This is a genomic window from Pseudomonas sp. ATCC 13867 (genome assembly GCF_000349845.1).
Lineage (GTDB): Bacteria > Pseudomonadota > Gammaproteobacteria > Pseudomonadales > Pseudomonadaceae > Pseudomonas.
The window spans coordinates 2,088,923-2,110,000 of the sequence record NC_020829.1 but is presented as its reverse complement, the minus strand read 5'-3'; the positions used below and the strand labels follow the sequence as shown (position 1 = coordinate 2,110,000).

21 protein-coding genes, 2 tRNA genes and 2 pseudogenes (1 of these 25 running past the window's edge) are annotated in these 21,078 nt (G+C 61.9%); 5 read left to right on the top strand and 20 right to left on the bottom strand.

Translation table 11 applies throughout. From position 1 onward, the window contains the following. The 5 genes from H681_RS09640 to H681_RS09620 all read right to left on the bottom strand — a co-directional run. Positions 1–31 carry the beginning of an MFS transporter gene (locus tag H681_RS09640; RefSeq protein WP_015476668.1) on the bottom strand. It extends 1,202 nt beyond the left edge of the window, so the window shows 31 of its 1,233 coding nt (coding positions 1–31); its start codon is at positions 29–31; its stop codon lies beyond the left edge, outside the window. 69 nt (positions 32–100) lie between these two features. Next, a complete protein-coding gene (locus H681_RS09635; RefSeq protein WP_015476667.1) occupies positions 101–1,459 on the bottom strand; it encodes an outer membrane beta-barrel protein in 1,359 nt (452 codons plus the stop codon). A gap of 131 nt (positions 1,460–1,590) precedes the next feature. Further along, positions 1,591–3,357, bottom strand: coding sequence for an FAD-dependent monooxygenase (locus H681_RS09630; RefSeq protein WP_015476666.1), 1,767 nt, complete (start codon positions 3,355–3,357; stop codon positions 1,591–1,593). A 167-nt stretch (positions 3,358–3,524) separates the two neighbouring features. Then, the gene (locus H681_RS09625) at positions 3,525–4,430 is read right to left on the bottom strand and encodes a VOC family protein (protein ID WP_041712529.1); all 906 of its coding nucleotides are present in this window, start codon (positions 4,428–4,430) and stop codon (positions 3,525–3,527) included. Between the two features lie 74 nt (positions 4,431–4,504). Beyond that, positions 4,505–5,338, bottom strand: a complete 834-nt coding sequence (locus H681_RS09620) for a fumarylacetoacetate hydrolase family protein (protein ID WP_015476664.1) — start codon at positions 5,336–5,338, stop codon at positions 4,505–4,507. A 171-nt stretch (positions 5,339–5,509) separates the two neighbouring features. On the opposite strand from H681_RS09620, the gene H681_RS09615 reads away from it, so the two are divergent. After that, the gene (locus tag H681_RS09615) at positions 5,510–6,226 is read left to right on the top strand and encodes a GntR family transcriptional regulator (RefSeq protein WP_236620513.1); all 717 of its coding nucleotides are present in this window, start codon (positions 5,510–5,512) and stop codon (positions 6,224–6,226) included. 170 nt (positions 6,227–6,396) lie between these two features. Here H681_RS09615 and H681_RS25725 read toward each other — a convergent pair. Continuing rightward, positions 6,397–6,781 (bottom strand): annotated as a pseudogene (locus tag H681_RS25725) (SDR family NAD(P)-dependent oxidoreductase). 537 nt (positions 6,782–7,318) lie between these two features. Here H681_RS25725 and H681_RS26860 point away from each other — a divergent pair. Continuing rightward, positions 7,319–7,465 (top strand): annotated as a pseudogene (locus H681_RS26860) (tyrosine-type recombinase/integrase); the annotation flags it as partial. Between the two features lie 81 nt (positions 7,466–7,546). On the opposite strand, the gene H681_RS09605 reads toward H681_RS26860, so the two are convergent. From H681_RS09605 to H681_RS09560, 10 genes are all read right to left on the bottom strand, one after another. Continuing rightward, positions 7,547–7,623: transfer RNA gene (locus H681_RS09605), tRNA-Pro, on the bottom strand. An 85-nt stretch (positions 7,624–7,708) separates the two neighbouring features. Further along, the gene (locus tag H681_RS09600) at positions 7,709–8,065 is read right to left on the bottom strand and encodes a MerR family transcriptional regulator (RefSeq protein ID WP_015476661.1); all 357 of its coding nucleotides are present in this window, start codon (positions 8,063–8,065) and stop codon (positions 7,709–7,711) included. Continuing rightward, positions 8,046–8,348 (bottom strand): integration host factor subunit alpha, encoded by a 303-nt coding sequence (ihfA, locus tag H681_RS09595; protein ID WP_003090661.1) that lies wholly within the window; start codon positions 8,346–8,348, stop codon positions 8,046–8,048. Before ihfA ends, H681_RS09600 begins: the two co-directional genes overlap by 20 nt. Before the next feature lie 3 nt (positions 8,349–8,351). Next, on the bottom strand, positions 8,352–10,730 hold the full coding sequence (gene pheT / locus H681_RS09590) for a phenylalanine--tRNA ligase subunit beta (protein ID WP_015476660.1): 2,379 nt from the start codon (positions 10,728–10,730) through the stop codon (positions 8,352–8,354). A gap of 34 nt (positions 10,731–10,764) precedes the next feature. After that, a complete protein-coding gene (gene pheS, locus H681_RS09585; RefSeq protein ID WP_015476659.1) occupies positions 10,765–11,781 on the bottom strand; it encodes a phenylalanine--tRNA ligase subunit alpha in 1,017 nt (338 codons plus the stop codon). A 97-nt stretch (positions 11,782–11,878) separates the two neighbouring features. Beyond that, positions 11,879–12,235, bottom strand: coding sequence for a 50S ribosomal protein L20 (gene rplT, locus H681_RS09580; RefSeq protein WP_003099086.1), 357 nt, complete (start codon positions 12,233–12,235; stop codon positions 11,879–11,881). A gap of 21 nt (positions 12,236–12,256) precedes the next feature. Next, positions 12,257–12,451, bottom strand: coding sequence for a 50S ribosomal protein L35 (gene rpmI, locus H681_RS09575; RefSeq protein WP_009617012.1), 195 nt, complete (start codon positions 12,449–12,451; stop codon positions 12,257–12,259). Positions 12,452–12,511: 60 nt separating this feature from the next. Beyond that, a complete protein-coding gene (gene infC / locus H681_RS09570) occupies positions 12,512–13,063 on the bottom strand; it encodes a translation initiation factor IF-3 (protein ID WP_169942760.1) in 552 nt (183 codons plus the stop codon). Then, a complete protein-coding gene (thrS, locus tag H681_RS09565; protein ID WP_015476657.1) occupies positions 13,063–14,985 on the bottom strand; it encodes a threonine--tRNA ligase in 1,923 nt (640 codons plus the stop codon). Before thrS ends, infC begins: the two co-directional genes overlap by 1 nt. Positions 14,986–15,228: 243 nt before the next feature. Then, positions 15,229–16,062 (bottom strand): alpha/beta fold hydrolase, encoded by an 834-nt coding sequence (locus tag H681_RS09560; protein ID WP_015476656.1) that lies wholly within the window; start codon positions 16,060–16,062, stop codon positions 15,229–15,231. Positions 16,063–16,300: 238 nt separating this feature from the next. On the opposite strand from H681_RS09560, the gene H681_RS09555 reads away from it, so the two are divergent. Both H681_RS09555 and H681_RS09550 read left to right on the top strand, forming a co-directional pair. Beyond that, positions 16,301–16,654, top strand: coding sequence for a histone-like nucleoid-structuring protein, MvaT/MvaU family (locus H681_RS09555; RefSeq protein WP_015476655.1), 354 nt, complete (start codon positions 16,301–16,303; stop codon positions 16,652–16,654). A 443-nt stretch (positions 16,655–17,097) separates the two neighbouring features. After that, entirely contained in the window at positions 17,098–17,322 is a 225-nt protein-coding gene (locus tag H681_RS09550; protein WP_015476654.1) for a hypothetical protein, read from the top strand. 80 nt (positions 17,323–17,402) lie between these two features. Here the strand turns inward: H681_RS09550 and H681_RS09545 are convergent, their stop codons facing one another. Then, complete coding sequence (locus H681_RS09545) at positions 17,403–17,924, bottom strand: DUF4946 domain-containing protein (RefSeq protein WP_015476653.1); 522 nt, start codon at positions 17,922–17,924, stop codon at positions 17,403–17,405. 118 nt (positions 17,925–18,042) lie between these two features. Next, a tRNA-Val gene (locus H681_RS09540) sits at positions 18,043–18,119 on the bottom strand. Between the two features lie 185 nt (positions 18,120–18,304). Between H681_RS09540 and H681_RS09535 the strand changes: the two genes are divergently transcribed. Continuing rightward, a complete protein-coding gene (locus tag H681_RS09535; RefSeq protein WP_015476652.1) occupies positions 18,305–19,588 on the top strand; it encodes an NAD(P)/FAD-dependent oxidoreductase in 1,284 nt (427 codons plus the stop codon). Positions 19,589–19,654: 66 nt separating this feature from the next. Here the strand turns inward: H681_RS09535 and H681_RS09530 are convergent, their stop codons facing one another. Next, the gene (locus tag H681_RS09530; RefSeq protein WP_015476651.1) at positions 19,655–20,575 is read right to left on the bottom strand and encodes a PA2778 family cysteine peptidase; all 921 of its coding nucleotides are present in this window, start codon (positions 20,573–20,575) and stop codon (positions 19,655–19,657) included. A gap of 35 nt (positions 20,576–20,610) precedes the next feature. Then, positions 20,611–21,006 carry a PA2779 family protein gene (locus tag H681_RS09525; RefSeq protein WP_041711856.1) on the bottom strand — a complete coding sequence of 132 codons (396 nt, stop codon included), beginning with the start codon at positions 21,004–21,006 and terminating at the stop codon, positions 20,611–20,613. Between the last annotated feature and the right edge of the window lie 72 nt (positions 21,007–21,078).

The window sequence follows — 21,078 nt, the reverse complement described above, 5'->3', positions numbered from 1 at the left end:
CGGCCTTCCATTCGTACTTTTTATCGAACATACGGGTACTCCTCCGCCGCCAAGGGCATGGATGGAATGAACGCTTGCGCAGGTAGGATTGCGGGGTGGATCAGAAGTACACGAGGGCTTCGACCAGACCGGTCAATTGGGTGCGGTCACGACCATTGCCGTAGACTCGGTCATGTTCGATGGGATCGAACCAGTCGTAACGCAGTTCGGGACGGATGCTGATGTGGCGCGTGGCGTCCCATCGGAGGCCCATCGTCAGAGCGTTGAAGTCGCCCCGAGCGCTACTGGTGGGGAACAGCACGAAGGCGTCGCGATCGCGGAAGTGTTCGCCGCGAACGGAAAAGGCCAGGTCCTTGCGGTGCTGGTAGGTCAGCACACCGTTGACGCCCCACCATGAGGCTCCGTCGAAACCAGGCCCGGTGACGATATCGACGGTGTCTGCCTTCCCATCCCCGGACTGGCGACCGTAGACCACCTCCCCGCCCATCGACCAACGCGTATCGAAAGCGTGCCAGGCGTTCAGCGAATGCTGCTGACGCAACTGGCCATCGTGAGAGACCAACCGCGCGGTAGGGGCCTGGACGTCGTCGAAGTCATGGTTCTCCTCATCGCCAACCATGAACTCGTAGTCGATCCAGGTCTGCATGTCTGGCGTGCGCCAGCGTAGCGCGCCCAGGACCGACTTGCCGCTGTTGTTGTCCCGCAGGTTGTTGCGTCCCTGTACCACCCCCAGCTCGACGCCGAGAAGACCGCTCTCGTCATCGAGTAACCGGGTGCTGGCCAGGAATCCCGACACGGTGCTGGCTTCGGAGACGAAGGCGTAGGTCTTGCTGGCGAATGGGTTGCGCGCCTCTCGGATGTTCGGTGGGATCTCGTAGCCCGTCGCCGGGCCGAAGATCCCGGCGATCAGGCTGAAGCCGGGACCATAGGGCAGGTATATGGAAGCGAACAGGTTCGGCGTGGCGACGAACTTCTCCTTGTCGCGCTTGGCCCGTTCGACATCGTCGTCGCCCGGTGAGTTGGCGGGCCAGTGCATGTCCCAGCCGAAGGTCCGCGCAAACTGGGCGTTGCGCCCATAGAGCGTCTCCATGCTGAATCCGAAGGACACCTCTTCGGGTTTGGGGCCGGGCAGCGGCGTGACCCTGGGTACCACATTGGCCACCAGCGGCTTGTCGGCAAATATATGCACCGATGCCAGCTCCAGCCCTTCATCGGAGAAGCCGGTCAGCGGCAGGTTGCTCAGACCGTCCTCTCGCTCGGCATGACTGGAGCGGTTGTTGCGGGCATAGCCGACATCCAGCAGACCGGAAATCCGTATGCCGTGGTCATGCTCCAGCTCGGGACCGAGCAACCAGCGCGCCAGGGAGCCCTCCCCCTTTTCTTCGACTTCAGCGTGAGCGCTCATCGCCGCAACGGCGAGCAAACCGGCGCTCATGGACAGCATCACGTTGTTCAACATATCTGCCTCTTGTTCTTGTTTTCGCGGATAGGGCGAGTCCCCTCCCGGAAGGCCTTCGCGGGGCAAAACACTCCCGAACCGGGCCGTGTGACCGGCCCGGCGGGAAGGGACTCATGAACGGGAAGGGAAACTCAGTGGCGAGCCAGCACGGCCTTCAAGGCATCCAGCAGCAATGCATCGGCAGATGGTGAAACACGCTGCGCACGCCAGGCGACATGCTTGTCAGGACGGACCAGTACGCAGCCGTCCTCATGGATCTCACGCAGCCGCGACCAATCGCCATAGCTGTCGGTATATTCCAGGCCCAGCCCGATGCGGCGTACGACCAGATCGATGCCCAGCTCCTGGGCAGCCAGTTGGGCGGCATGGCGCCAGGCCTCTCCACCGTGCCCGATAAGCAGCGTGAACCGCCCCTGGCTGCAGACATCCAGGGTGGAGAGCTTGTGTCCGGCGGCGTCATGCAACCAGGCATGCGGCAGGTGCGCACCGGGCCAGGTGGTGGGGTGATAGTAGAGTTCACGGTCCCGACCATAGGCCGGCGCCTCGCTGCCATCCCCCGACACCGCGCAGCCTTGATAACGCTGGCCCAGCTCCACGCCATGACAGTTGAACTGATAGTGCTGCAGTTGAATGGCTTGCTCCAGGGCCGCGCGGCGCTCACGGCCGGTTGCCGAGTCCGCGCTGAGCTCCTGCAGGCTCGCCCAGCCTTCGGCCTCGGTCTGGCCTGGCTTGAAACCCAGCGCGCTGGAGATCGGCAACATGTTGCGTACGCTCTCCATCGCGCGGTCCACGACCTCGCGCCCCACCGGCTGACGCTCCTGGTTGTAGCTGTCCAGCAACCCCGTGCCGGCTTCCCCCTTAAGGACCATCGCGAGCTTCCAGGCCAGGTTGTAGGCGTCCTGCACCGAGGTGTTGGTGCCCAGCCCGTTGGCCGGCGGATGGCGGTGCACAGCGTCGCCGCAGCAGAACACCCGCCCTTCGGAGTAGTGGCTGGCGACCACGTGGTTGATCTGCCACTTGCTGGTGGCGAGCACTTCCACGGGGATATCGGCGTCGCCGATGACACGGCGGGCTCGCTCGATCACCGCTGCCTCGCTGAGGTCCGGTTCCCCCTGTGCGGGATCGTACATGAACAGCATCACCCACTCGTTCCACGGACGAACGCAGATGAAAGTACCGCTGCCCACCCAGTAGTCGTTGCCCGGCTGCACCATCCAATAGAGCACGCCAGGGCGGCTTTCGCAGTAGCGGCGCAGGTCGGCGCGCAGCCAGACATTCACCGCGCAGCCCAGGCCCATCTCGCCTTCCAGCGGGATGCCGAGCAACTCCATCACCCGGCTACGGGCACCGTCTGCGCCGATCATGTAGCGGGCGCGCACGGTGAACTCGCGCCCGGTACCGCGATCAAGGACGCGGGCGGTAACCCCCTCGGCATCCTGGGTGAAGTCCACGAGTTCGTTGTTGAAACGCATCTCGCTGCCGGCGCGCAAGGCTTCGTTGGCGAGAATCGGCTCCATCAGGTGCTGGGGGATGTTGCACATGGCCGACGGGCTGGCCAATTCGTAGTCGGACTTGCGCTCGATGGCATTCCCCCAGGTCAGCAGGCGGCCGAACTCCTGGCCACTGAAACTGGTGGCCCAGACGTTGTTGGCCATCAGCTCATGGGGACTTGCGGCGGCGACGACCTGCGATTCGACACCGGCATCCCGGAACACTTCCATGGTGCGCTGGTTGGTGATGTGCGCCCGCGGGCTGTTGGCGGTCCAGCGATACTTGTTGATCAGCAGGTTGCGGATACCGTAGCGCGACAGCAGCAGGGAAGCCGTGAGGCCGGAGGGACCACCTCCGACAATCAGGACGGGGACTTCGATGATTTCGGAGGTGTTTTGCAGTTTCATGGTTGTACTCCGCACTCTTGTTCTTGAAATCGGAAAGTTACCCACCAGGGCGGGCGCTATTGCCTGCGCCACTTATCCAGGATCGGGCAAGCCGAACCCGCGCCGCTTGCCCGAAGGCAATCAGCGAATACGAAATGAATGGCGTCAGGGAGTTGCTGGCGTGCCGGTCAGCCGCCCGCCTCGGTGTTCAGGATGAAGTAGTCGGGGACCGGCGGCCCCCAGAGATACAGCGAGCTCTCCGCTGGGAAGTCTCCCGCCGGCCACTCGCTCCCGGCCTCGATGAAGTCCATTTCCGTGGAGTACTCACTGAAGGAGCCCCAGGGGTCGCGGACGTAATGGAAGTAGTTGGAACCCAGGCAATGCCTGCCCGTGCCCCACCCTTCGACATAGCCCGCGGCGGCCATCTGCTCCGCCCCATTGCCCACGTCATCGATGGTCGGGACGTCCCAGGCCGCGTGGTGGAACCCCTTGGCGCCGCTTTTGGCGAAGGCCACCAGATGGTGATCGCAACCGTGTCGCGCATGGGTGAAGGCAATGATGTCCTGGGAGCGGTCGGAAAGTTTCAAACCCAGCGCCTGCTCATAGAAAGCCACGGCCCGCGGCACGTCTGGAGAAAAGAACAGGACGTGGGACAGGCGCCTTGGCCGGACCTGGCACACCGCGTCCCGGCTGCCCACGCCACGCAGGTCGCGAACAACCTGGGGACTCGTGGGGCGCGAATCCGGCATGGTCTTCTCACCTACCCGGACCTGTATCAGGTTGCCGTCCGGATCGCGGAACCAGAAACCGTCGCCAGCGCCTTCTTCGAGCGGCGCGCCGCTACGCTCCACCTGCTCGCGCAGCGTGGCGAAGTCGTCCTCGAAGCAATTGAAGCTGATCCAGGCCAGTGACTTGCCCGGCCCCGGCAATATGCGCGCCCAGCGATGGCCGTCGGCCGCCGAAATGTCCAGCCACGCCTCGCTCCCCTGCACATCCAGACCGAAGTGCTCGAAGAAATGCCGGGCCTGCTGTAGCGACGGGACGTACAGCGCGTAATGATCGATCGAATGCACGCCACGACTCGTGATGCCCATGATCGCCTCCCTCATCTTGTTGTAGTCGAAGCCCCAGGGAGGGGGCTTCTCTGCTCATCGGTTGCGGCGACCGCTCAGGCCTCGTCGACCACCGGATTGACCAGCGTGCCAATGCCTTCGATGGAAACTTCCACGACATCGCCGGCCTTGAGATAGACCTTCGGGTCCATGCCGAAGCCGACGCCGGCGGGCGTACCGCTGACGATCACGTCGCCGGCTTCCAGGGTCACCGCCTCGCTGAGGGTGGAGATGATCGTTGCCACGTCGAACAGCATGTCCTGGGTGTTGGCTGACTGCACCACCTTGCCGTTGACCCTGGTCTGCAACAGCAGGCCCTTGCCGCCGAGCGGCAGTTCGTCCGCGGTGACCAGATCAGGACCGAAGGCGCCGGTGTCGTCGAAGTTCTTGCCGACTGTCCATTGCGGCGACTTGAACTGATAGTCACGCACGGAGCCCTCATTGAACAGCGCGTAGCCGGCCACGCAGTCCAGAGCCTTGTCTTTCGGGATATGCCGGCCGCCACTCTTGAGCACCACCGCCATCTCGCCTTCGTAGTCCAGCGTGTCGGAAACGCGCGGCCGCACCAGCGGCTGGTTATGAGCGGTCAGGCTGCTGTTGAAGCGCGGGAACAGGGTGGGATAGTCCGGCTGCGCATAGGGCGACTCTTTGGTGTGGTCGGCGTAGTTGAGGCCGACACACACGATCTTCCCCGGCCTGCGCATCAACGGCAGGTAGTCCTGTTCGCCAACCTCCACGACGTCCCCCTTGGCCTTCTCGCCATAGGTGGCCAGGTCCTCACCACGCGTCAGCAGCGACTCCAGGGTTTCCTCACCCAGCACCTTCACGCCTTCAGGAGTGCGAACGCCCAGCACGGCGCGGCCTTGATGATTGAACGATACATAGCGCATGGATCAGGACCTCTTGTTGTGTTGTACGGCACCGTCACGCAGAACGGCATAGGGAGAAAGCTAAACCCGTTAAAATATATCGTCAATTAAAAAATATATTTTCTTCAGATTTTCTACAAAAGGCTCTGCGTGTATGATCCTGCTAACGCTGACGCACACTGGGTATCTGCCATGAACCAACCTGAACGCTGGATGGAATCGGTCGAAGGCGTCGACAAGCGCACGATGGCTTCCCAGCTTGAATCCCGTGTCCGCCAGGACATCATCAGCGGCCGCCTGGCGCCAGGCAGCAAGTTGCGCCTCAAGGAGCTCGCCGATACCTACGACGCCGGCGTGATCCCGTTGCGCGAGGCCCTGTCGCGCCTGGCTGCCACCTGCTTCGTACTCGCCACCGAGCAGAAAGGCTTCAGCGTCGGCCGCATCTCCGCCGAAGAAATCCGCGACATCACCCATACCCGTCTGCTGATCGAATGCCAGGCACTGCGGTTATCCATCACCCAAGGCGACCTGGACTGGGAGAGCCGGCTGATTGCCGCCCACCACCGCCTGGACCGCCTGCCGGTGGTGGAAGGCCCCGAGAGAATGCTGCGGCCGGACTGGGAGCAGGCCCATGAGGCTTTCCATACTATCCTGCTCTCGGCCTGCGACTCGCACTGGCTGATGCGCTTTGCCGGAATGCTCCGCGACCAGACCGCGCGTTATCGCCAGTTGTCGCTGCTGTACGCCGGCAGCATCGATCGCGATGTACCGGGTGAACACCGCGCCCTGCTGGACGCGGCATTGGCACGTGACGTGGAGCGGGCCTGCGAGCTGCTCACCGAACATTACGAGACCACCACGCGCAATGTGCTCAAGCATGAGCGCCTGAAGGCTTCCACTCAGAGCTGACTCCGGCCTCTCTGAGCACTCAGAAAAGCCCCTTGAAGGAGCTGGACGTCACAATGCCTTTCCCAGGCGACGGGAGCGCAGCCAATCGCAGAAGCCTCCGCAAGCGGTGGCGCGGGGGGAATAAGTGGCTGGCCCGGGGGAACGTCGAAACCAGCCCACAGAGGCGGCAATCAGGCCGTAAGACCACCGTCGACCAGATAGTGAGCGCCGGTGACGAACGAAGCTCGCTCCGACGCCAGCCACATGACCAGCTCACCGACCTCCTCGGGCTTTGCTGCGCGACGAATCGCGGCGTTGGCCAGCAGCACCTTCACGCTCTTGTCGTCCCCCTGTGCTCACCGTCATCGGCGTGGCGATCAGGCCCGGACACACGGCATTGACCCGGATGTTGTAGCGCCCGCAATCCATCGCCGCAGCACGCGCCAAACCGATCACGCCATGCTTGGACACACGATACGCGACATCACCCGACATCGAGCGGACACCCGCGATCGACGCCGCATTGATGATTGCCCCACTGCCCGGAGCCTTCATCGCCGCGATCTGATGAAGCATGCACTTAATACCCCGACCAGGTTCACATCGATCACCCGTCGCCAGGTTTCCAGGCCCAGCGCATCAACCGGCAGCAGTTCGCCGGAATCCCCGCGCTGTTGAAGGCAACGTCCAGTCTTCCCATATGTCGTACGAATGCCAACTCTAAGCGTATGGGGTCCCAATGATGGCAATGAGGGGCGGCCCCGCTGGAGCTCGTGTGTAGATCCACCTGGAAAGCTGTTGAACCCATAGGCTCTCGTACGCCCCGGCTAACCCGCGGACACCCATCGCAGCGCCTACCGAAGGACACCTCGCCGCCGTAACTGGAGTAGTCGCCCACAGACCGACAGATATCATCCCCAATATACAAGGAGCTCCTCAGGCCCGCGTATCAATCCCGCTCATGATTCAGGACTGCAGCCTGACGCTCCCCTGCTGGCGACGTTACACTTCGGCGCTCGCCTACAGAGGCAAGCCTATCCGCTCCTATTCCCCGTTGGAGTATGCGGACTACAGCCCGCCTCCCTTCTTGACTATCAAGCGTGTTGTGGAGAGAGAGGGCTACTGGGCCACAAGAACGGCAGCATCACCAGCCACTACTCCGCGGCGGAGCTGGACAAGCTGATTGAGGCAGCCAACAAGGTATCAGCAACCGACCGTCGCGCACCGGCGCTTACGATTCTAAAGAGGAGGATGGGCTAGTCGAAAAGGGGCGTGCCACTTGAAAAGTCACTGCCCAGAAACGACAAAACCGCCCGAAGGCGGCTAAGTCATTGAATATATTGGTCGGGACGGAGTGATTCGAACACTCGACCCCTTGCACCCCATGCAAGTGCGCTACCAGGCTGCGCTACGCCCCGACGTTGCTTTTGAGTTCCCTCAGAAGCGGATCGCACTATACCCCAAGCATTTGCTTCGGAGAAGTGCTTTTTTCATTTTTTTCAGTTACTTGCGCAAGACGTGCAGCACGTCTTCCAATTCGGCGATCATCTGCCGGATCAGTTGCTTGTACTGTGTGGCGTCCTCGCGGGCTTCATCGCCAGTGAGGCGCTGGCGGGCACCACCGATGGTGAAGCCCTGATCGTAGAGCAGCGCGCGGATCTGGCGGATCATGAGCACGTCCTGACGCTGGTAGTAGCGCCGGTTGCCTCGTCGCTTGACCGGGTTGAGTTGCGGGAACTCCTGTTCCCAGTACCGCAGCACGTGCGGCTTTACCGCGCAAAGGTCACTTACTTCACCGATGGTGAAATAGCGCTTGCCCGGAATGGGGGGCAACTCGTCGTTATGACTTGGTTCCAGCATAAGCTTCAACCCTGGCCTTCAGTTTCTGCCCTGGACGAAAGGTGACGACGCGCCGGGCTGTGATCGGGATTTCCTCTCCCGTCTTCGGGTTGCGTCCCGGACGCTGGCGCTTGTCGCGCAGGTCGAAGTTGCCGAAACCCGACAACTTCACCTGTTCGTTATGCTCCAGCGCCTGGCGGATCTCTTCGAAGAAGAGCTCCACCAGTTCCTTGGCTTCCCGCTTATTCAGGCCCAGCTCTTCGTACAGACGTTCAGCAATTTCAGCTTTCGTCAGAGCCCCCATACGCTACTTCCTTAACGTGGCGTTGAACCTTTGTTCCAGCGAGGCGACGATATTCTGCGTAGTCGCGTTCACCTCGTCATCGTTAAGAGTGCGTGATGGATGCTGCCAGGTCAAGCCAACCGCCAAGCTTTTTCTAAGCGGATCAATGCCTTTACCGTGGTAGACGTCAAACAGCCTGAGGTCCGTCAGCCATTCGCCCGCCATTTCACGGATATTTGCCAGGACGAATTCGGCCGGGGTATCCAGATCGACGATCAGCGCCAGGTCACGGCGCACTTCGGGGAAGCGCGACAGTTCGCTGAATTTCGGCAGGCGGCCCTTGGCGACCTCGGCCAGTACCAGCTCGAAGGCATAGACCGGGCGATCCACGTCCAACGCCCTGGCCAGCTCCGGGTGCAGGGCACCCAGATAACCGACGAGCACGCCGTCACGCTCGATCCTGGCGGTCTGGCCCGGATGCAGCGCCGGGTGCTCCGCCGGGGAGAAGGTGAAGGCATCGATGGCGCCGGCGCTACCCAGTAGCGCTTCGACGTCGGCTTTCACGTCGAAGAAGTCGACGCTCTCGCGGCCGTTGGCCCAGCCTTCCGGCTGACGGGCACCGCAGACGACGCCGGCGAGCATGTTTTCCTGCACCAGCCCTTCCAACTGACCAACGAAGCGCAGGCCGCTTTCGAACAGGCGCACGCGGGTCTGCTGGCGGTTGAGGTTGTGCTGCAGGGACTTCACCAGACCCGGCCAGAGCGAGGCACGCATGGCGGCCATGTCGGCAGAGATCGGGTTGGCCAGCATCAGCGGCTCAACGCCAGGGTGGAACAGCTGGAACAGCTTGGGATCGATGAAGCTGTAGGTAATGGCTTCCTGGTAGTCGCGGGCGACCAGCAGGCGGCGCAGTGCCGGCAGTTCGGCCTGAGACTCGGACTTGGTGTTCGGCGCCAGGCGGGCCTGCGGGTAGCGAACCGGCAGACGGTTGTAGCCGTACAGGCGGCCCAGCTCTTCGATCAGGTCGACTTCGATGGAGACGTCGAAGCGATGGCTCGGCACACCCACAGTCCAGGCATCGGCGCCGGCCTTCTGGACGTCGAACTCCAGAGCGGTGAGCAGACGCTCGATCTCGGCGTTTTCCAGGGTCATGCCCAGCATCTGGGTGACGCGCTCGGCACGCAGGGTGACCGGAGCAACCTTGGGCAGGTCGGCCTCGTCGACCGCTTCCACGATCGGGCCGGCTTCGCCGCCGACGATCTGCAGCAGCAGTTCGGTGGCGCGCTCCATGGCGCGACGGGCCAGCTGCGAGTCCACGCCACGTTCGAAGCGATGCGAGGCATCGGTGTGCAGGCCGTAGGAGCGAGCCTTGCCGGCCACGGCGATGCTGTCGAAGAAGGCGCTTTCGAGGAACAGGTCGCGGGTCTTGGCGCTGACGCCGCTGTGCTCGCCACCCATCACGCCGGCAATGGCCAGGGCGCGTTCGTGGTCGGCGATCACCAGGGTGTCGGCACGCAGGGTGACTTCCTGGCCATCGAGCAGGACGAGCTTTTCGCCCTCCTCCGCCATGCGCACGCGCACGCCGCCCTTGATCTCGTCGAGGTCGAAGGCGTGCATCGGCTGGCCCAGTTCGATCATCACGTAGTTGGTGATATCGACGGCGGCGTCGATGCTGCGGATGTCGGAACGGCGCAGGCGCTCGACCATCCACAGCGGGGACGGCTTGCTCAGGTCGACGTTGCGGACAACGCGACCGAGGTAGCGCGGGCAGGCCTTGGGCGCGAGCAGCTCGACGTTGCGCACTTCGTCGATGTGCGGAGCAACGGCGTTGACCACCACCGGCTTGACCTCGGCGCTGTACAACGCACCGACTTCGCGAGCGAGGCCAGTCAGGGACAGGCAGTCGCCGCGGTTCGGGGTCAGGCCGATCTCGATGGAGGCGTCGTCCAGTTCGAGGTAGTCGCGGATGTTGGCGCCCACCGGCGCATCAGCGGCGAGCTCCATCAGGCCGGCGTTCTCTTCGCTGATTTCCAGCTCTTTGGCCGAGCAGAGCATGCCGTTGGATTCAACGCCGCGCAGCTTGGCTTTCTTGATCTTGAAGTCGCCCGGCAGCTCGGCGCCGATCATGGCGAAGGGGATCTTCAGGCCTGGGCGCACGTTGGGCGCGCCACAGACGACCTGGAAGGTCTCCGAACCGTTGCTGACCTGGCAGACGCGCAGCTTGTCGGCGTCCGGGTGCTGTTCGGTCGACAGCACTTCGCCAACGACCACGCCGCTGAACTGGCCGGCAACCGGGATCACGGCGTCGACCTCGAGGCCAGCCATGGACAGACGAGCGACCAGCTCGTCACGGGATACCTGCGGATTTACCCAGCTCCGCAGCCACTGTTCACTGAATTTCATCCTGCTCTCCTAAATGCGTTGACGGTCGTGCGGGCTAGCGGAACTGGCCGAGGAACCGCAGATCGTTATCGAAGAACAGGCGCAAGTCGTTCACGCCATAGCGCAGCATGGCCAGGCGTTCGATACCCATGCCGAAGGCGAAGCCCTGGTATTTCTCGGGGTCGATGCCGGACATGCGCAGCACGTCGGGGTGGACCATGCCGCAACCCATGACTTCCAGCCAGCCGGTCTGCTTGCAGACGCGGCAACCCTTGCCGCTGCAGAGCACGCACTGGATGTCGACTTCCGCCGAAGGCTCGGTGAAGGGGAAGAAGGACGGACGGAAGCGAACGGAGAACTCCTTCTCGAAGAAGGCGCGGAGGAATTCCTCGATGGTGCCCTTGAGGTCGGCGAAGCTGACGTCTTCATCGACCAGCAGACCTTCGACCTGGTGGAACATGGGCGAGTGGGTCAGGTCGGAGTCGCAGCGGTAGACGCGGCCCGGGCAGACAATGCGAATCGGCGGCTTCTGGTTTTCCATGGTGCGGACCTGTACCGGCGAGGTATGGGTGCGCAACAGCATGTTCGCATTGAAGTAGAAGGTGTCGTGCATGGCACGAGCCGGGTGGTGACCCGGAATGTTGAGCGCTTCGAAGTTGTGATAGTCGTCTTCGACTTCCGGCCCCTCGGCGACTTCATAGCCGATACGGGTGAAGCACTGCTCGATGCGTTCCTTGGTGCGGGTGACCGGATGCAGGCCGCCGGAGGTCTGGCCACGCCCCGGCAAGGTCACGTCGATGCGCTCGGCAGCCAGCTTGGCGGCGAGGGCGGCGCCCTCAAGCTCAGCCTTGCGGGCGTTCAGCACATCCTGAACCTGTTCCTTGGCGACGTTGATCAGCGCGCCGACCTTGGGGCGCTCTTCGGCCGGCAGGTCGCCCAGGGTCTTCATGACCTGGGTCAGCTCGCCTTTCTTGCCGAGGTAGTGAACCCGGATCTGCTCCAGGGCGTTGACGTCTTCGGTGTTTCGCACGGCGTCCAGGGCCTGCGAAACCAGCGCGTCCAGGTTTTCCATGTACCAACTCCAGATACAAAATAGGGGAAGAGCGGTAAGGCTCTTCCCCTATCGGTGACGTTACGTCCGGACCGAGATCCGGTAACTGTCGTGGGGCTTAAGCCAGGCTGGCCTTCGCTTTCTCGACAATCGCGGTAAACGCCGCTTTTTCGTTCACAGCCAGATCGGCCAGGACCTTACGGTCGATCTCGATGGCCGCCTTTTTCAGGCCAGCGATCAGACGGCTGTAGGACAGACCGTTCTGACGAGCACCAGCGTTGATACGGGCGATCCACAGGGCGCGGAACTGACGCTTGCGCTGACGACGGTCACGGTAGGCGTATTGGCCAGCCTTGATTACCGCCTGCTTGGCAACGCGGAACACGCGCGAACGCGCGCCGTAGTAGCCTTTTGCGAGCTTCAGGATCTTCTTGTGACGACGACGGGCAATCACGCCACGCTTAACACGAGCCATTTATTTATCCTCTACCAGAAATCAACGCAGACGCAGGGAGCGTTCTACACGGCGAACGTCGGAAGCAGCGAGCATCGAAGTGCCGCGCAGCTGACGCTTACGCTTGGTGGTCATTTTGGTCAGGATGTGGCTCTTGAAAGCGTGCTTGTGCTTGATGCCACCAGCAGTCACTTTGAAGCGCTTCTTGGCGCCACTCTTGGTTTTCATCTTTGGCATGTTTAGTACTCCGCATTCGTTAACAACTGATAACCATCAGGCCTGCCAGTGCCCGGGAGGTTATTTACGCTTCTTGGGAGCGATGACCATCATCAACTGGCGTCCTTCCAGCTTGGGATGCTGTTCCACGGTGCCGATCTCGGCGAGGTCGTTTTCGACCCGCTTCAACAGCTCCATGCCCAGCTCCTGGTGGGCCATCTCACGACCACGGAATCGAAGCGATACCTTGGCCTTGTCCCCTTCATTAAGGAAACGTACCAGGTTGCGTAGTTTTACCTGGTAATCCCCTTCTTCCGTCCCTGGACGAAACTTGATTTCTTTGATCTGTTGCTGGTGCTGGTTCTTCTTCGCAGCAGCGGCCTGCTTCTTCTTTTCGAAGAGGTGCTTGCCGTAGTCCATGATGCGGCAGACAGGGGGCACCGCATCAGCAGAAATTTCCACCAGGTCCAGCTTGGCCTCGTCGGCTAGACGGAGGGCCTCGTCGAGGGACACCACTCCTATCTGCTGACCGTCAGCACCAATCAGACGAACCTCACGGGCGGTGATATTCTCGTTGATCGGCGGTTTCGGGAGAGCCCGCTTATCCTGTCTCATTTCACGCTTAATAATGATTACTCCGAGTCTTGGCGACCACGCCGGGAAACCGCCTGAGCGAGCAGCTCAGCGAACTGGGCGACCGGCATCGAGCCGAGGTCTGCCCCTTCGCGCGTACGTACGGCGACGGCCTGCGATTCAACTTCCCGATCTCCAATAACCAGGAGATAGGGAACCTTGAGCAAAGTATGCTCGCGGATTTTAAAGCCAATTTTCTCGTTTCTCAAGTCGGACTTGGCACGGAATCCGCTTTGCTCGAGCTGGCGCACCACTTCTTCAGCCCATTCGCCCTGCTTGTCAGTGATATTCATCACCACGGCCTGGGTCGGTGCGAGCCAGGCCGGGAACAGGCCGGCATAGTGCTCGATCAGCATGCCGATGAAGCGCTCGAAGGAGCCGAGGATCGCGCGGTGCAGCATGACCGGGCGGGTACGACTGTTATCTTCGGCGATATAGCTGGCATCCAGACGCTCCGGCAAGTTCGGATCGTACTGCAGGGTGCCGCACTGCCAGTTACGGCCGAGGCAGTCCTTCAGGGTGAACTCGATCTTCGGACCGTAGAACGCGCCCTCGCCCGGCTGGTACTCCCACTCCAGGCCGGATTCGTTCAGAGCGTCGGCCAGCGCGCTTTCGGCGCGATCCCACAGCTCCTCGGAACCAACGCGCTTGGCCGGACGAGTGGACAGCTTCATGGAGACATCGGTGAAACCGAAGTCCGAGTAGACCTGCAGGGTCAGCTTGATGAAGTCGGCCGCTTCCTTCTTCACTTGCTCTTCGGTGCAGAAGATATGGGCGTCGTCCTGGGTGAAGCCACGCACGCGCATGATGCCATGCAGCGCGCCGGACGGCTCGTTGCGGTGGCAGGCGCCGAACTCGGCGAGGCGCAGCGGCAGGTCGCGGTAGGACTTCAGGCCCTGGTTGAAGATCTGCACGTGGCATGGGCAGTTCATCGGCTTGACCGCGAAGTCGCGGCTTTCCGACGCCGTGGTGAACATGTTTTCGGCGTAGTTGGTCCAGTGGCCGGAACGCTCCCAGAGGATGCGGTCGACGACCTGCGGGGTACGCACTTCCACGTAGCCGTGGTCGCGCTGCACCTTGCGCATGTACTGCTCGAGCACCTGATAGACGGTCCAACCGTTCGGATGCCAGAAGACCATGCCCGGCGCTTCTTCCTGGAGGTGGAAGAGGTCGAGCTGCTTGCCGATGCGGCGATGGTCGCGTTTCTCGGCTTCCTCGATGCGCTGGATGTAGGCAGCCAGCTGCTTCTTGTCCGCCCAGGCGGTGCCGTAGACGCGCTGCAGTTGCTCGTTCTTCGAGTCGCCGCGCCAGTAGGCACCGGAAATCTTGGTCAGCTTGAAGGCTTTCAGGAAACGGGTGTTCGGCACGTGCGGGCCGCGGCACATGTCCACGTACTCCTCATGGAAGTACAGGCCCATAGCCTTCTCGTCCGGCATGTCGTCGATGAGGCGCAGCTTGTATTCCTCGCCACGAGCCTTGAAGGTCTCGATGACTTCGGCACGCGGCGTCATCTTCTTGATGACGTCGTAGTCCTTCTCGATCAGCTCGGCCATGCGCTTTTCGATGGCAGCCATGTCTTCCGGCGTGAAGGGGCGCTCGAAGGCGATGTCGTAATAGAAGCCTTCGTCGATCACCGGGCCGATGACCATCTTGGCGGTCGGATACAGTTGCTTGACCGCATGGCCCACCAGGTGAGCGCAGGAGTGGCGGATGATTTCCAGCCCGTCCTCGTCCTTCGGGGTAATGATCTGCAAGGTCGCGTCGCTGTCGATGATGTCGCAGGCATCGACCAGGCGGCCGTTGACCTTGCCGGCCAGGGTGGCTTTCGCCAGGCCTGCGCCAATGGATTGCGCCACCTCGGTCACGCTGACCGGATGATCGAAGGAACGCTGACTACCGTCGGGAAGAGTAATGATGGGCATGGCGCCTCCTCTCCTAGTGGTGACCCCTACGAAAGGCCACATGGGTTGGGATGTGCCAGTAAGCGTCGCCCGCCGGGTAGGCCTGCCTCACAGTGGCAGGCGCCTTGTCGGCACCCTGCGCCTTAGCGCGCGGACGGAGATCACTGGAAGAAATCGGAAAACCTGCCCGCAAGCGATAGCGGGCAAGGCGTGGGATGTTACTGCAACTTTGGGTAACTGACGAGCGGCCACCCCCGACTTCGCTCAGTATTGATCGACAAATTCCAGCACGGTGCGATTGAAGGACGCCGGACGGATGACATTCATGCCATGAGAAGCACCGGAAATCATTGAAGTACGGGCGCCCGCCAGGGTCGATTGCAGCGCCTGGATGATCCGCGGAAAAGGCTCCGGGCTTTTTGCCCCGCCGATCAGCAGCACCGGCAATTGCAGTTGCTCGAGTTGAGCACGGGAAATCGGCAGCGGATGGTCCGTCACCTGCCCTACCAGGGTCATGGCATTGGCCGTGGCCATTTCACGGAACTGTCGGGAAGAACGCTCCCACACGCCCGCACCGCTCACCGTATCCACGAAGAGCTGCAACCCTTCGCCAACCTGCCCCGCGCGTATCATCATCAGCGCTTGCTGACGGAACTGATTGCGCTCAAGCGGGGATATTGGCGATACCAAGTCCACCATACGGAATACGTCTTCCGCAAAATCCCCGCCAGGATCGGCCAATGTCAGGGAGCGCAACTTCTCCGGCGCCGCCAGGGCCACGCGCAGACAAAGGTTGCCACCGCGCGAATGCCCCAACAGATGCACCGGACCGGGCAATTGATCCAACAATGCAAGCAGATCGCTCATATGCTGCTCAGTAGTAAAACCCGTCCCATTACCATCCCACTGCTCGGGAAAATAGTGCCGCAGGCTAGGCGCCACTACATGATAGCGGCCAGATAACGCAGCGAACTGCCCCTGCCAATAGCGGTAATCACAGAGAGAACCATGAACCAGCACAAGCGGCACCCCCCGCCCCGCCACCAGGCACGCGAGTTCATAATCATTGACCCGATACCGCACACTCTCGCTATTCATCCCGCTCTCGCACTCAACGCACCACAATGAATCACACAGCTTTCACAGGGATTTGACGAAGCCTCCCTTAGTCCGCGCATTATCCCCAGAAAACAACTAAGCCGTGCCCCCTGGATAACAGCCCGGAAGGTTTAAGGCATATTTTCCGAATCGCAACAATTCATATCCATAGTTGACGGCGATAACGACAAGAACAGAAAATCGCCCCACAATTCACCCCTGCCGACGGGAGCATATGATGTCCAAACTTGCGGAGTTCCGCGAAGCCGAACGCCAGCTTAAAGAACAACTCGCACTGCTGGAGAAACTCAAGAACGACAGCAGCCTGAAAAAGGAACTGGAGTTCAAGGACCAACTGCAAGCCCTGATGGACCAGTACGGCATGAACCTGCGGAACGTCATCAACATTCTTGACCCGCAACCCACCGGTGAACCGGCGCCGATCCAGCATCGCCGCAGCCGCCAGCTGAAAACCTACAAGAACCCGAACTCCGGTGAAATCATCGAGACCAAGGGCGGCAATCACAAGACCCTGAAAGCCTGGAAGCAACAATACGGCGCCGAAACCGTCGAATCCTGGCTGCAGAAGTAAGCCCCAAAGCCGCAGAGCGCTCCCGCCCTGCGGCTTTTCTTTACAGACTCGCAATGATTCTGACCAGCGGCCCAACATCGTCTGGCCATTTTCAACAGAAACCCCTATAATTCTGAAAGCGAGCACCAAACCTAAGGTCGCCCCTCCCAGCACTTCCCTACCTTGATCCAGGGTTGGAGCTGGGCACCACAGGGCCACGGCCAGCGCCTCCTCCGCATCGATTCCAGAGCACGTCAGCCGCGCCAGGAAAGTTTGCCCGAGCGATAGCGCCCACGTCAGTTCAACTGCCTTCACCCAACACTGCAGACTGACGCGAACCGACCCTCAAGTTTCCATTCGCTGCCATATTCCGGTCACACGCCTTCTGCATCCTCAGAGTGCACCCGGAGCTTTTTACGATTTCAACGGTCACAAGACCGTTACCTATTTGGAAAGACAAGACAATGAAAACCTCCCCGCATATCCAGGAGGCGATTCACGCCCTATCGGCAGCCTTCGCCCCACTGAACTGCATCATCCAGGCCAAGCGCAAGCACGGCTTCAGCTTCACGCTGGTGAACGAGCACGGCATCGCCAAGCACACCGAGCGCCTCTATCCCCAGCAGTATCAGGACGAAGCACCGCTGCAAGCAGTCATCGAGCGCGTGCAAGCCACCCTCGCCGCTTGAGCCTGACAATGAAAAGCCCCGCCGAAGCGGGGCTTCTTGCTTTCTGCCTTCTATATACAAGGCAGCGATTTGCACAAAGGTCAGCGCAGACTGATCCCCGCCTTGACCGACTCAATCTCCCCCGCAAGCGCCGCATAGTGCTCCGCCGGCGCCGCATAGGTCAGCGAATAGGCCGCCCCAGCTCCCAGCGCCACCTGCAACGCCTGCTTCAGCACCTCGGTACCGTTTCGACTGATACCACAGCGCACCTCCAGCCCCTCAAGGCCGCCCAGTTTCACCGCCTGCGGCCTGCTGCAGGCCGCCTGGAAGCCCTGACGAAGAAAGTCCTTCTGCAGCGCCTTGCGCATCTCGACGATGACCTTCTCCACATTGACGGAAGCGTCGGCAGCCAAACGGCTACGCGTAACCTCCATGACCAACGCCTGAGAACCATCCTCTGCCATGCGCACACCGCGCTGGCGAATCACCGGAGCATCGGCCGCCGCATCCTCCGGAGTGCGCGAGACACTCCAGCCCTCCGGCCAGACCACCTGCATGTCCGCCCACGCCGACCCGGACGCCAGCAACGCGCCGAGCAACAACCAGAATCGCAGACCGCCCATCACCACCTCCGACACACCCCAGAAGACACCCTAGCAGGCGCGTCAACTTTTCCGCAGGCAAACAAAAAGGGCGATCCTTTCGGATCGCCCTTTTTGCAACCGCCGAAGCGGCTATGTTTGGTAGGCACAATTGGACTCGAACCAACGACCCCCACCATGTCAAGGTGGTGCTCTAACCAACTGAGCTATGTGCCTGTCGATGTGGGCGCATTCTACGCGATGAATTTGGAGCGTCAAGCATTTTTTCAGCTAAGCCACTGAAAAAGTGAATTTTTTTATGTTCGACCGTCCGTAAATTATTTTGCACAGCTACTAGCCGGCCAGATTCGACTCAGGTAGCATCCACTCATCTCGTAAAAAATAACAAACACAGGTGCATTATGCCGCACACCCCCTACCCCTCTTCCTATTACGCAGCCTCGGCCAACCCGGTCCCGGCCCGTCCTGAACTGCAGGGCGAGGTGGAAACCGACGTCTGCGTGATCGGCGCAGGCTACACCGGCCTGTCCACTGCCCTGTTCCTGCTGGAAAACGGTTTCAAGGTCACCGTACTGGAAGCCGCCAAGGTCGGCTTCGGCGCTTCGGGCCGTAACGGTGGGCAGATCGTCAACAGCTACAGCCGCGACATCGACGTCATCGAACGCACCGTCGGCGCCAAGCAGGCTCAACTGCTGGGCCAGATGGCTTTCGAAGGCGGCCGTATCATTCGCGAGCGCATCGCCAAGTACAACATCCAGTGCGACCTGAAGGACGGCGGCGTATTTGCAGCCCTCAGCGCCAAGCAGATGGGCCACCTGGAGTCCCAGAAGAAACTGTGGGAGCGCTTCGGCCACACCCAGCTGGAACTGATGGACGCCAAGCGCATCCGCGAAGTCGTGGCAACCGACAGCTACGTCGGCGGCATGCTCGACATGAGCGGTGGTCACATCCACCCGCTGAACCTCGCCCTGGGCGAAGCGGCGGCCGTGGAGTCCCTGGGCGGCGTGATCCACGAGCAGTCCCCTGCCGTGAAGATCGACCGTGGTGCCAACCCGGTGGTGCACACCCCGCAAGGCCGCGTGAAGGCCAAGTTCATCGTGGTGGCCGGTAACGCCTACCTCGGCGGCCTGGTGCCGGAGCTGGCGTCCAAGTCCATGCCGTGCGGTACCCAGGTAATCACCACCGAGCCGCTGAGCGCCGACTTGGCCAAGACCCTGCTGCCGCAGGACTACTGTGTCGAGGACTGCAACTACCTGCTCGACTACTACCGTCTGACCGGCGACAACCGCCTGATCTTCGGTGGCGGCGTGGTCTACGGTGCGCGCGATCCGTCGAACATCGAAGCGATCATTCGTCCGAAGATGCTCAAGGTGTTCCCGCAGCTGAAGAACGTGAAAATCGACTTCGCCTGGACCGGCAACTTCCTGCTGACCCTGTCGCGCCTGCCGCAGGTCGGCCGCATCGGCGACAACATCTACTACTCGCAGGGCTGCTCCGGCCACGGCGTGACCTACACCCACCTCGCCGGCAAGGTACTGGCCGAGGCGCTGCGCGGCCAGGCCGAGCGTTTCGACGCCTTCGCCGACCTGCCGCACTACCCGTTCCCGGGTGGCCGCATGTTCCAGGTACCGTTCTCCGCAATCGGCGCCTGGTACTACAACCTGCGCGACAAGCTGGGCGTCTGACGCCCCGTACCGCACGAAGAACAACGGCGCCGCGAGGCGCCGTTTTCTTTTACTCACCCAAAGGATTCAGCCGCCCGGGCAGGCCGGCAGCGATTCACAGCGCGCCGCGGCATTCGAAGCGCCACCGGGAGCCACCGCAAAGCGCGAATCCGCCGGCGCCAGACGGGCCGCACAGCTACCCGCCTCGCGCGCCTGCTGCGGGCAACCCCGCTCACCCAGCACGTTCCCCAGGTTGAACCAGCCGGCGGCGAAGTCGGGACGCACGCCCACGCTCTGCCGCAAAGCCGATTCCGCCTCGGCCAGGTGACCACCCGCATACTGCGCATTGGCCAGGGCGAACCAGCCCAGCGCATCCTGTGGCCAGGCCTGTGTCGCGGTGCGGTAAGCCTGCTCGGCCAGCGCCGGCTGGCCGGTTTCCTCCAGGTCATGGGCCGCGCGCAACCAGGCGGTCGGCTGCGCCGTGGCCGGCAGGCGATCCGCCGGCACGGTCAGTACCGCCCAGCGTTTGCTACGAGCCCAGGTGACATCGAAGGCGGTGAAGTCGATCACCAACCGCTCGGTAATGCCCGAACGCAGGATCAACTCGTGACGCTGCCGATCGAAGCCGACCACCACCGCGAAATGCCACACCGGCAACCAGTCCAACCCCTGGTTCTGCAGGACCAGCACCGGGTTGCCCGCTGCCACTTCGCTCAGCACATCCTCCAGGCGCGGCCGCAACGGATAGACCAGCATGCCCTGCTCCCGCGCCGCCGCCACCAGCTCCACTTGCAAGCTGCCCTGGCGCTGCGGAAGGAAGACGCGATCCTTCAACTGGCGCGGCGTCACTCGCACCTCGCGCTGGTTGAGCATGGTCGCCAGCGCGGCCGGCCCGCACTGGAACTCCTGCTGCGGGAAAAACTGCACATCACGCAGTTCCACGCGTTCCGGTAGCGCCGCCACGCTGGCCGGCAACTTCGGCGCCTGCGCGCAGCCGCCGAGCGCCATGACCGCCGCCAATGCGGCAGCCACGGCCCAGCGACTCAACGCTGGCACCGGACGAAGGTAAAGATGTGGGTAATGCAGAGCATGTCGGTAATGACGAAGATCAGCAGGAACAGCAGGATGATGCCGATGATGCCGCCGGCGGGAGCCTGGTCCAGCTGCTGGTTGAATTGCGCCAGTTCCTCATTGGAGAGGCTCTTGATGCGCTGCTCCACCTTGCTGCGCTCGACGCCCATAGACTGCAGCTTCTGCTGCACACCCTGGTCATCGAGCATTTTCAGCAGTTGCTCACGGTCGACCTGCTGTTGCTGCGCCTGCAGCACTTCACCGGTACCGACCATGCTCGCCTGCGCCAGCGGAATCTCCGCCACCACGCCCAACTGCGCCAGCACCAACACGGCTGCAAGGCTCTTCACCCGCTTTGTTATGATCATTAAGGGTCACCTCATCATTGACTACATGCAAAAGGCGCGAGGTGCTGCCGCTCGGCGCAAGAGCCGGCCGGC

Bases quoted from the DNA above. Each gene is read 5' to 3' on its own strand.
- H681_RS09635 (WP_015476667.1), bottom strand. From the start codon at position 1,459: ATGTTGAACAACGTGATGCTGTCCATGAGCGCCGGTTTGCTCGCCGTT.
- H681_RS09630 (WP_015476666.1), bottom strand. From the start codon at position 3,357: ATGAAACTGCAAAACACCTCCGAAATCATCGAAGTCCCCGTCCTGATT.
- H681_RS09625 (WP_041712529.1), bottom strand. From the start codon at position 4,430: ATGGGCATCACGAGTCGTGGCGTGCATTCGATCGATCATTACGCGCTG.
- H681_RS09620 (WP_015476664.1), bottom strand. From the start codon at position 5,338: ATGCGCTATGTATCGTTCAATCATCAAGGCCGCGCCGTGCTGGGCGTT.
- H681_RS09615 (WP_236620513.1), top strand. From the start codon at position 5,510: ATGAACCAACCTGAACGCTGGATGGAATCGGTCGAAGGCGTCGACAAG.
- H681_RS09600 (WP_015476661.1), bottom strand. From the start codon at position 8,065: ATGCTGGAACCAAGTCATAACGACGAGTTGCCCCCCATTCCGGGCAAG.
- ihfA (WP_003090661.1), bottom strand. From the start codon at position 8,348: ATGGGGGCTCTGACGAAAGCTGAAATTGCTGAACGTCTGTACGAAGAG.
- pheT (WP_015476660.1), bottom strand. From the start codon at position 10,730: ATGAAATTCAGTGAACAGTGGCTGCGGAGCTGGGTAAATCCGCAGGTA.
- pheS (WP_015476659.1), bottom strand. From the start codon at position 11,781: ATGGAAAACCTGGACGCGCTGGTTTCGCAGGCCCTGGACGCCGTGCGA.
- rplT (WP_003099086.1), bottom strand. From the start codon at position 12,235: ATGGCTCGTGTTAAGCGTGGCGTGATTGCCCGTCGTCGTCACAAGAAG.
- rpmI (WP_009617012.1), bottom strand. From the start codon at position 12,451: ATGCCAAAGATGAAAACCAAGAGTGGCGCCAAGAAGCGCTTCAAAGTG.
- thrS (WP_015476657.1), bottom strand. From the start codon at position 14,985: ATGCCCATCATTACTCTTCCCGACGGTAGTCAGCGTTCCTTCGATCAT.
- H681_RS09560 (WP_015476656.1), bottom strand. From the start codon at position 16,062: ATGAATAGCGAGAGTGTGCGGTATCGGGTCAATGATTATGAACTCGCG.
- H681_RS09555 (WP_015476655.1), top strand. From the start codon at position 16,301: ATGTCCAAACTTGCGGAGTTCCGCGAAGCCGAACGCCAGCTTAAAGAA.
- H681_RS09550 (WP_015476654.1), top strand. From the start codon at position 17,098: ATGAAAACCTCCCCGCATATCCAGGAGGCGATTCACGCCCTATCGGCA.
- H681_RS09545 (WP_015476653.1), bottom strand. From the start codon at position 17,924: ATGGGCGGTCTGCGATTCTGGTTGTTGCTCGGCGCGTTGCTGGCGTCC.
- H681_RS09535 (WP_015476652.1), top strand. From the start codon at position 18,305: ATGCCGCACACCCCCTACCCCTCTTCCTATTACGCAGCCTCGGCCAAC.
- H681_RS09530 (WP_015476651.1), bottom strand. From the start codon at position 20,575: ATGGCGCTCGGCGGCTGCGCGCAGGCGCCGAAGTTGCCGGCCAGCGTG.
- H681_RS09525 (WP_041711856.1), bottom strand. From the start codon at position 21,006: ATGATCATAACAAAGCGGGTGAAGAGCCTTGCAGCCGTGTTGGTGCTG.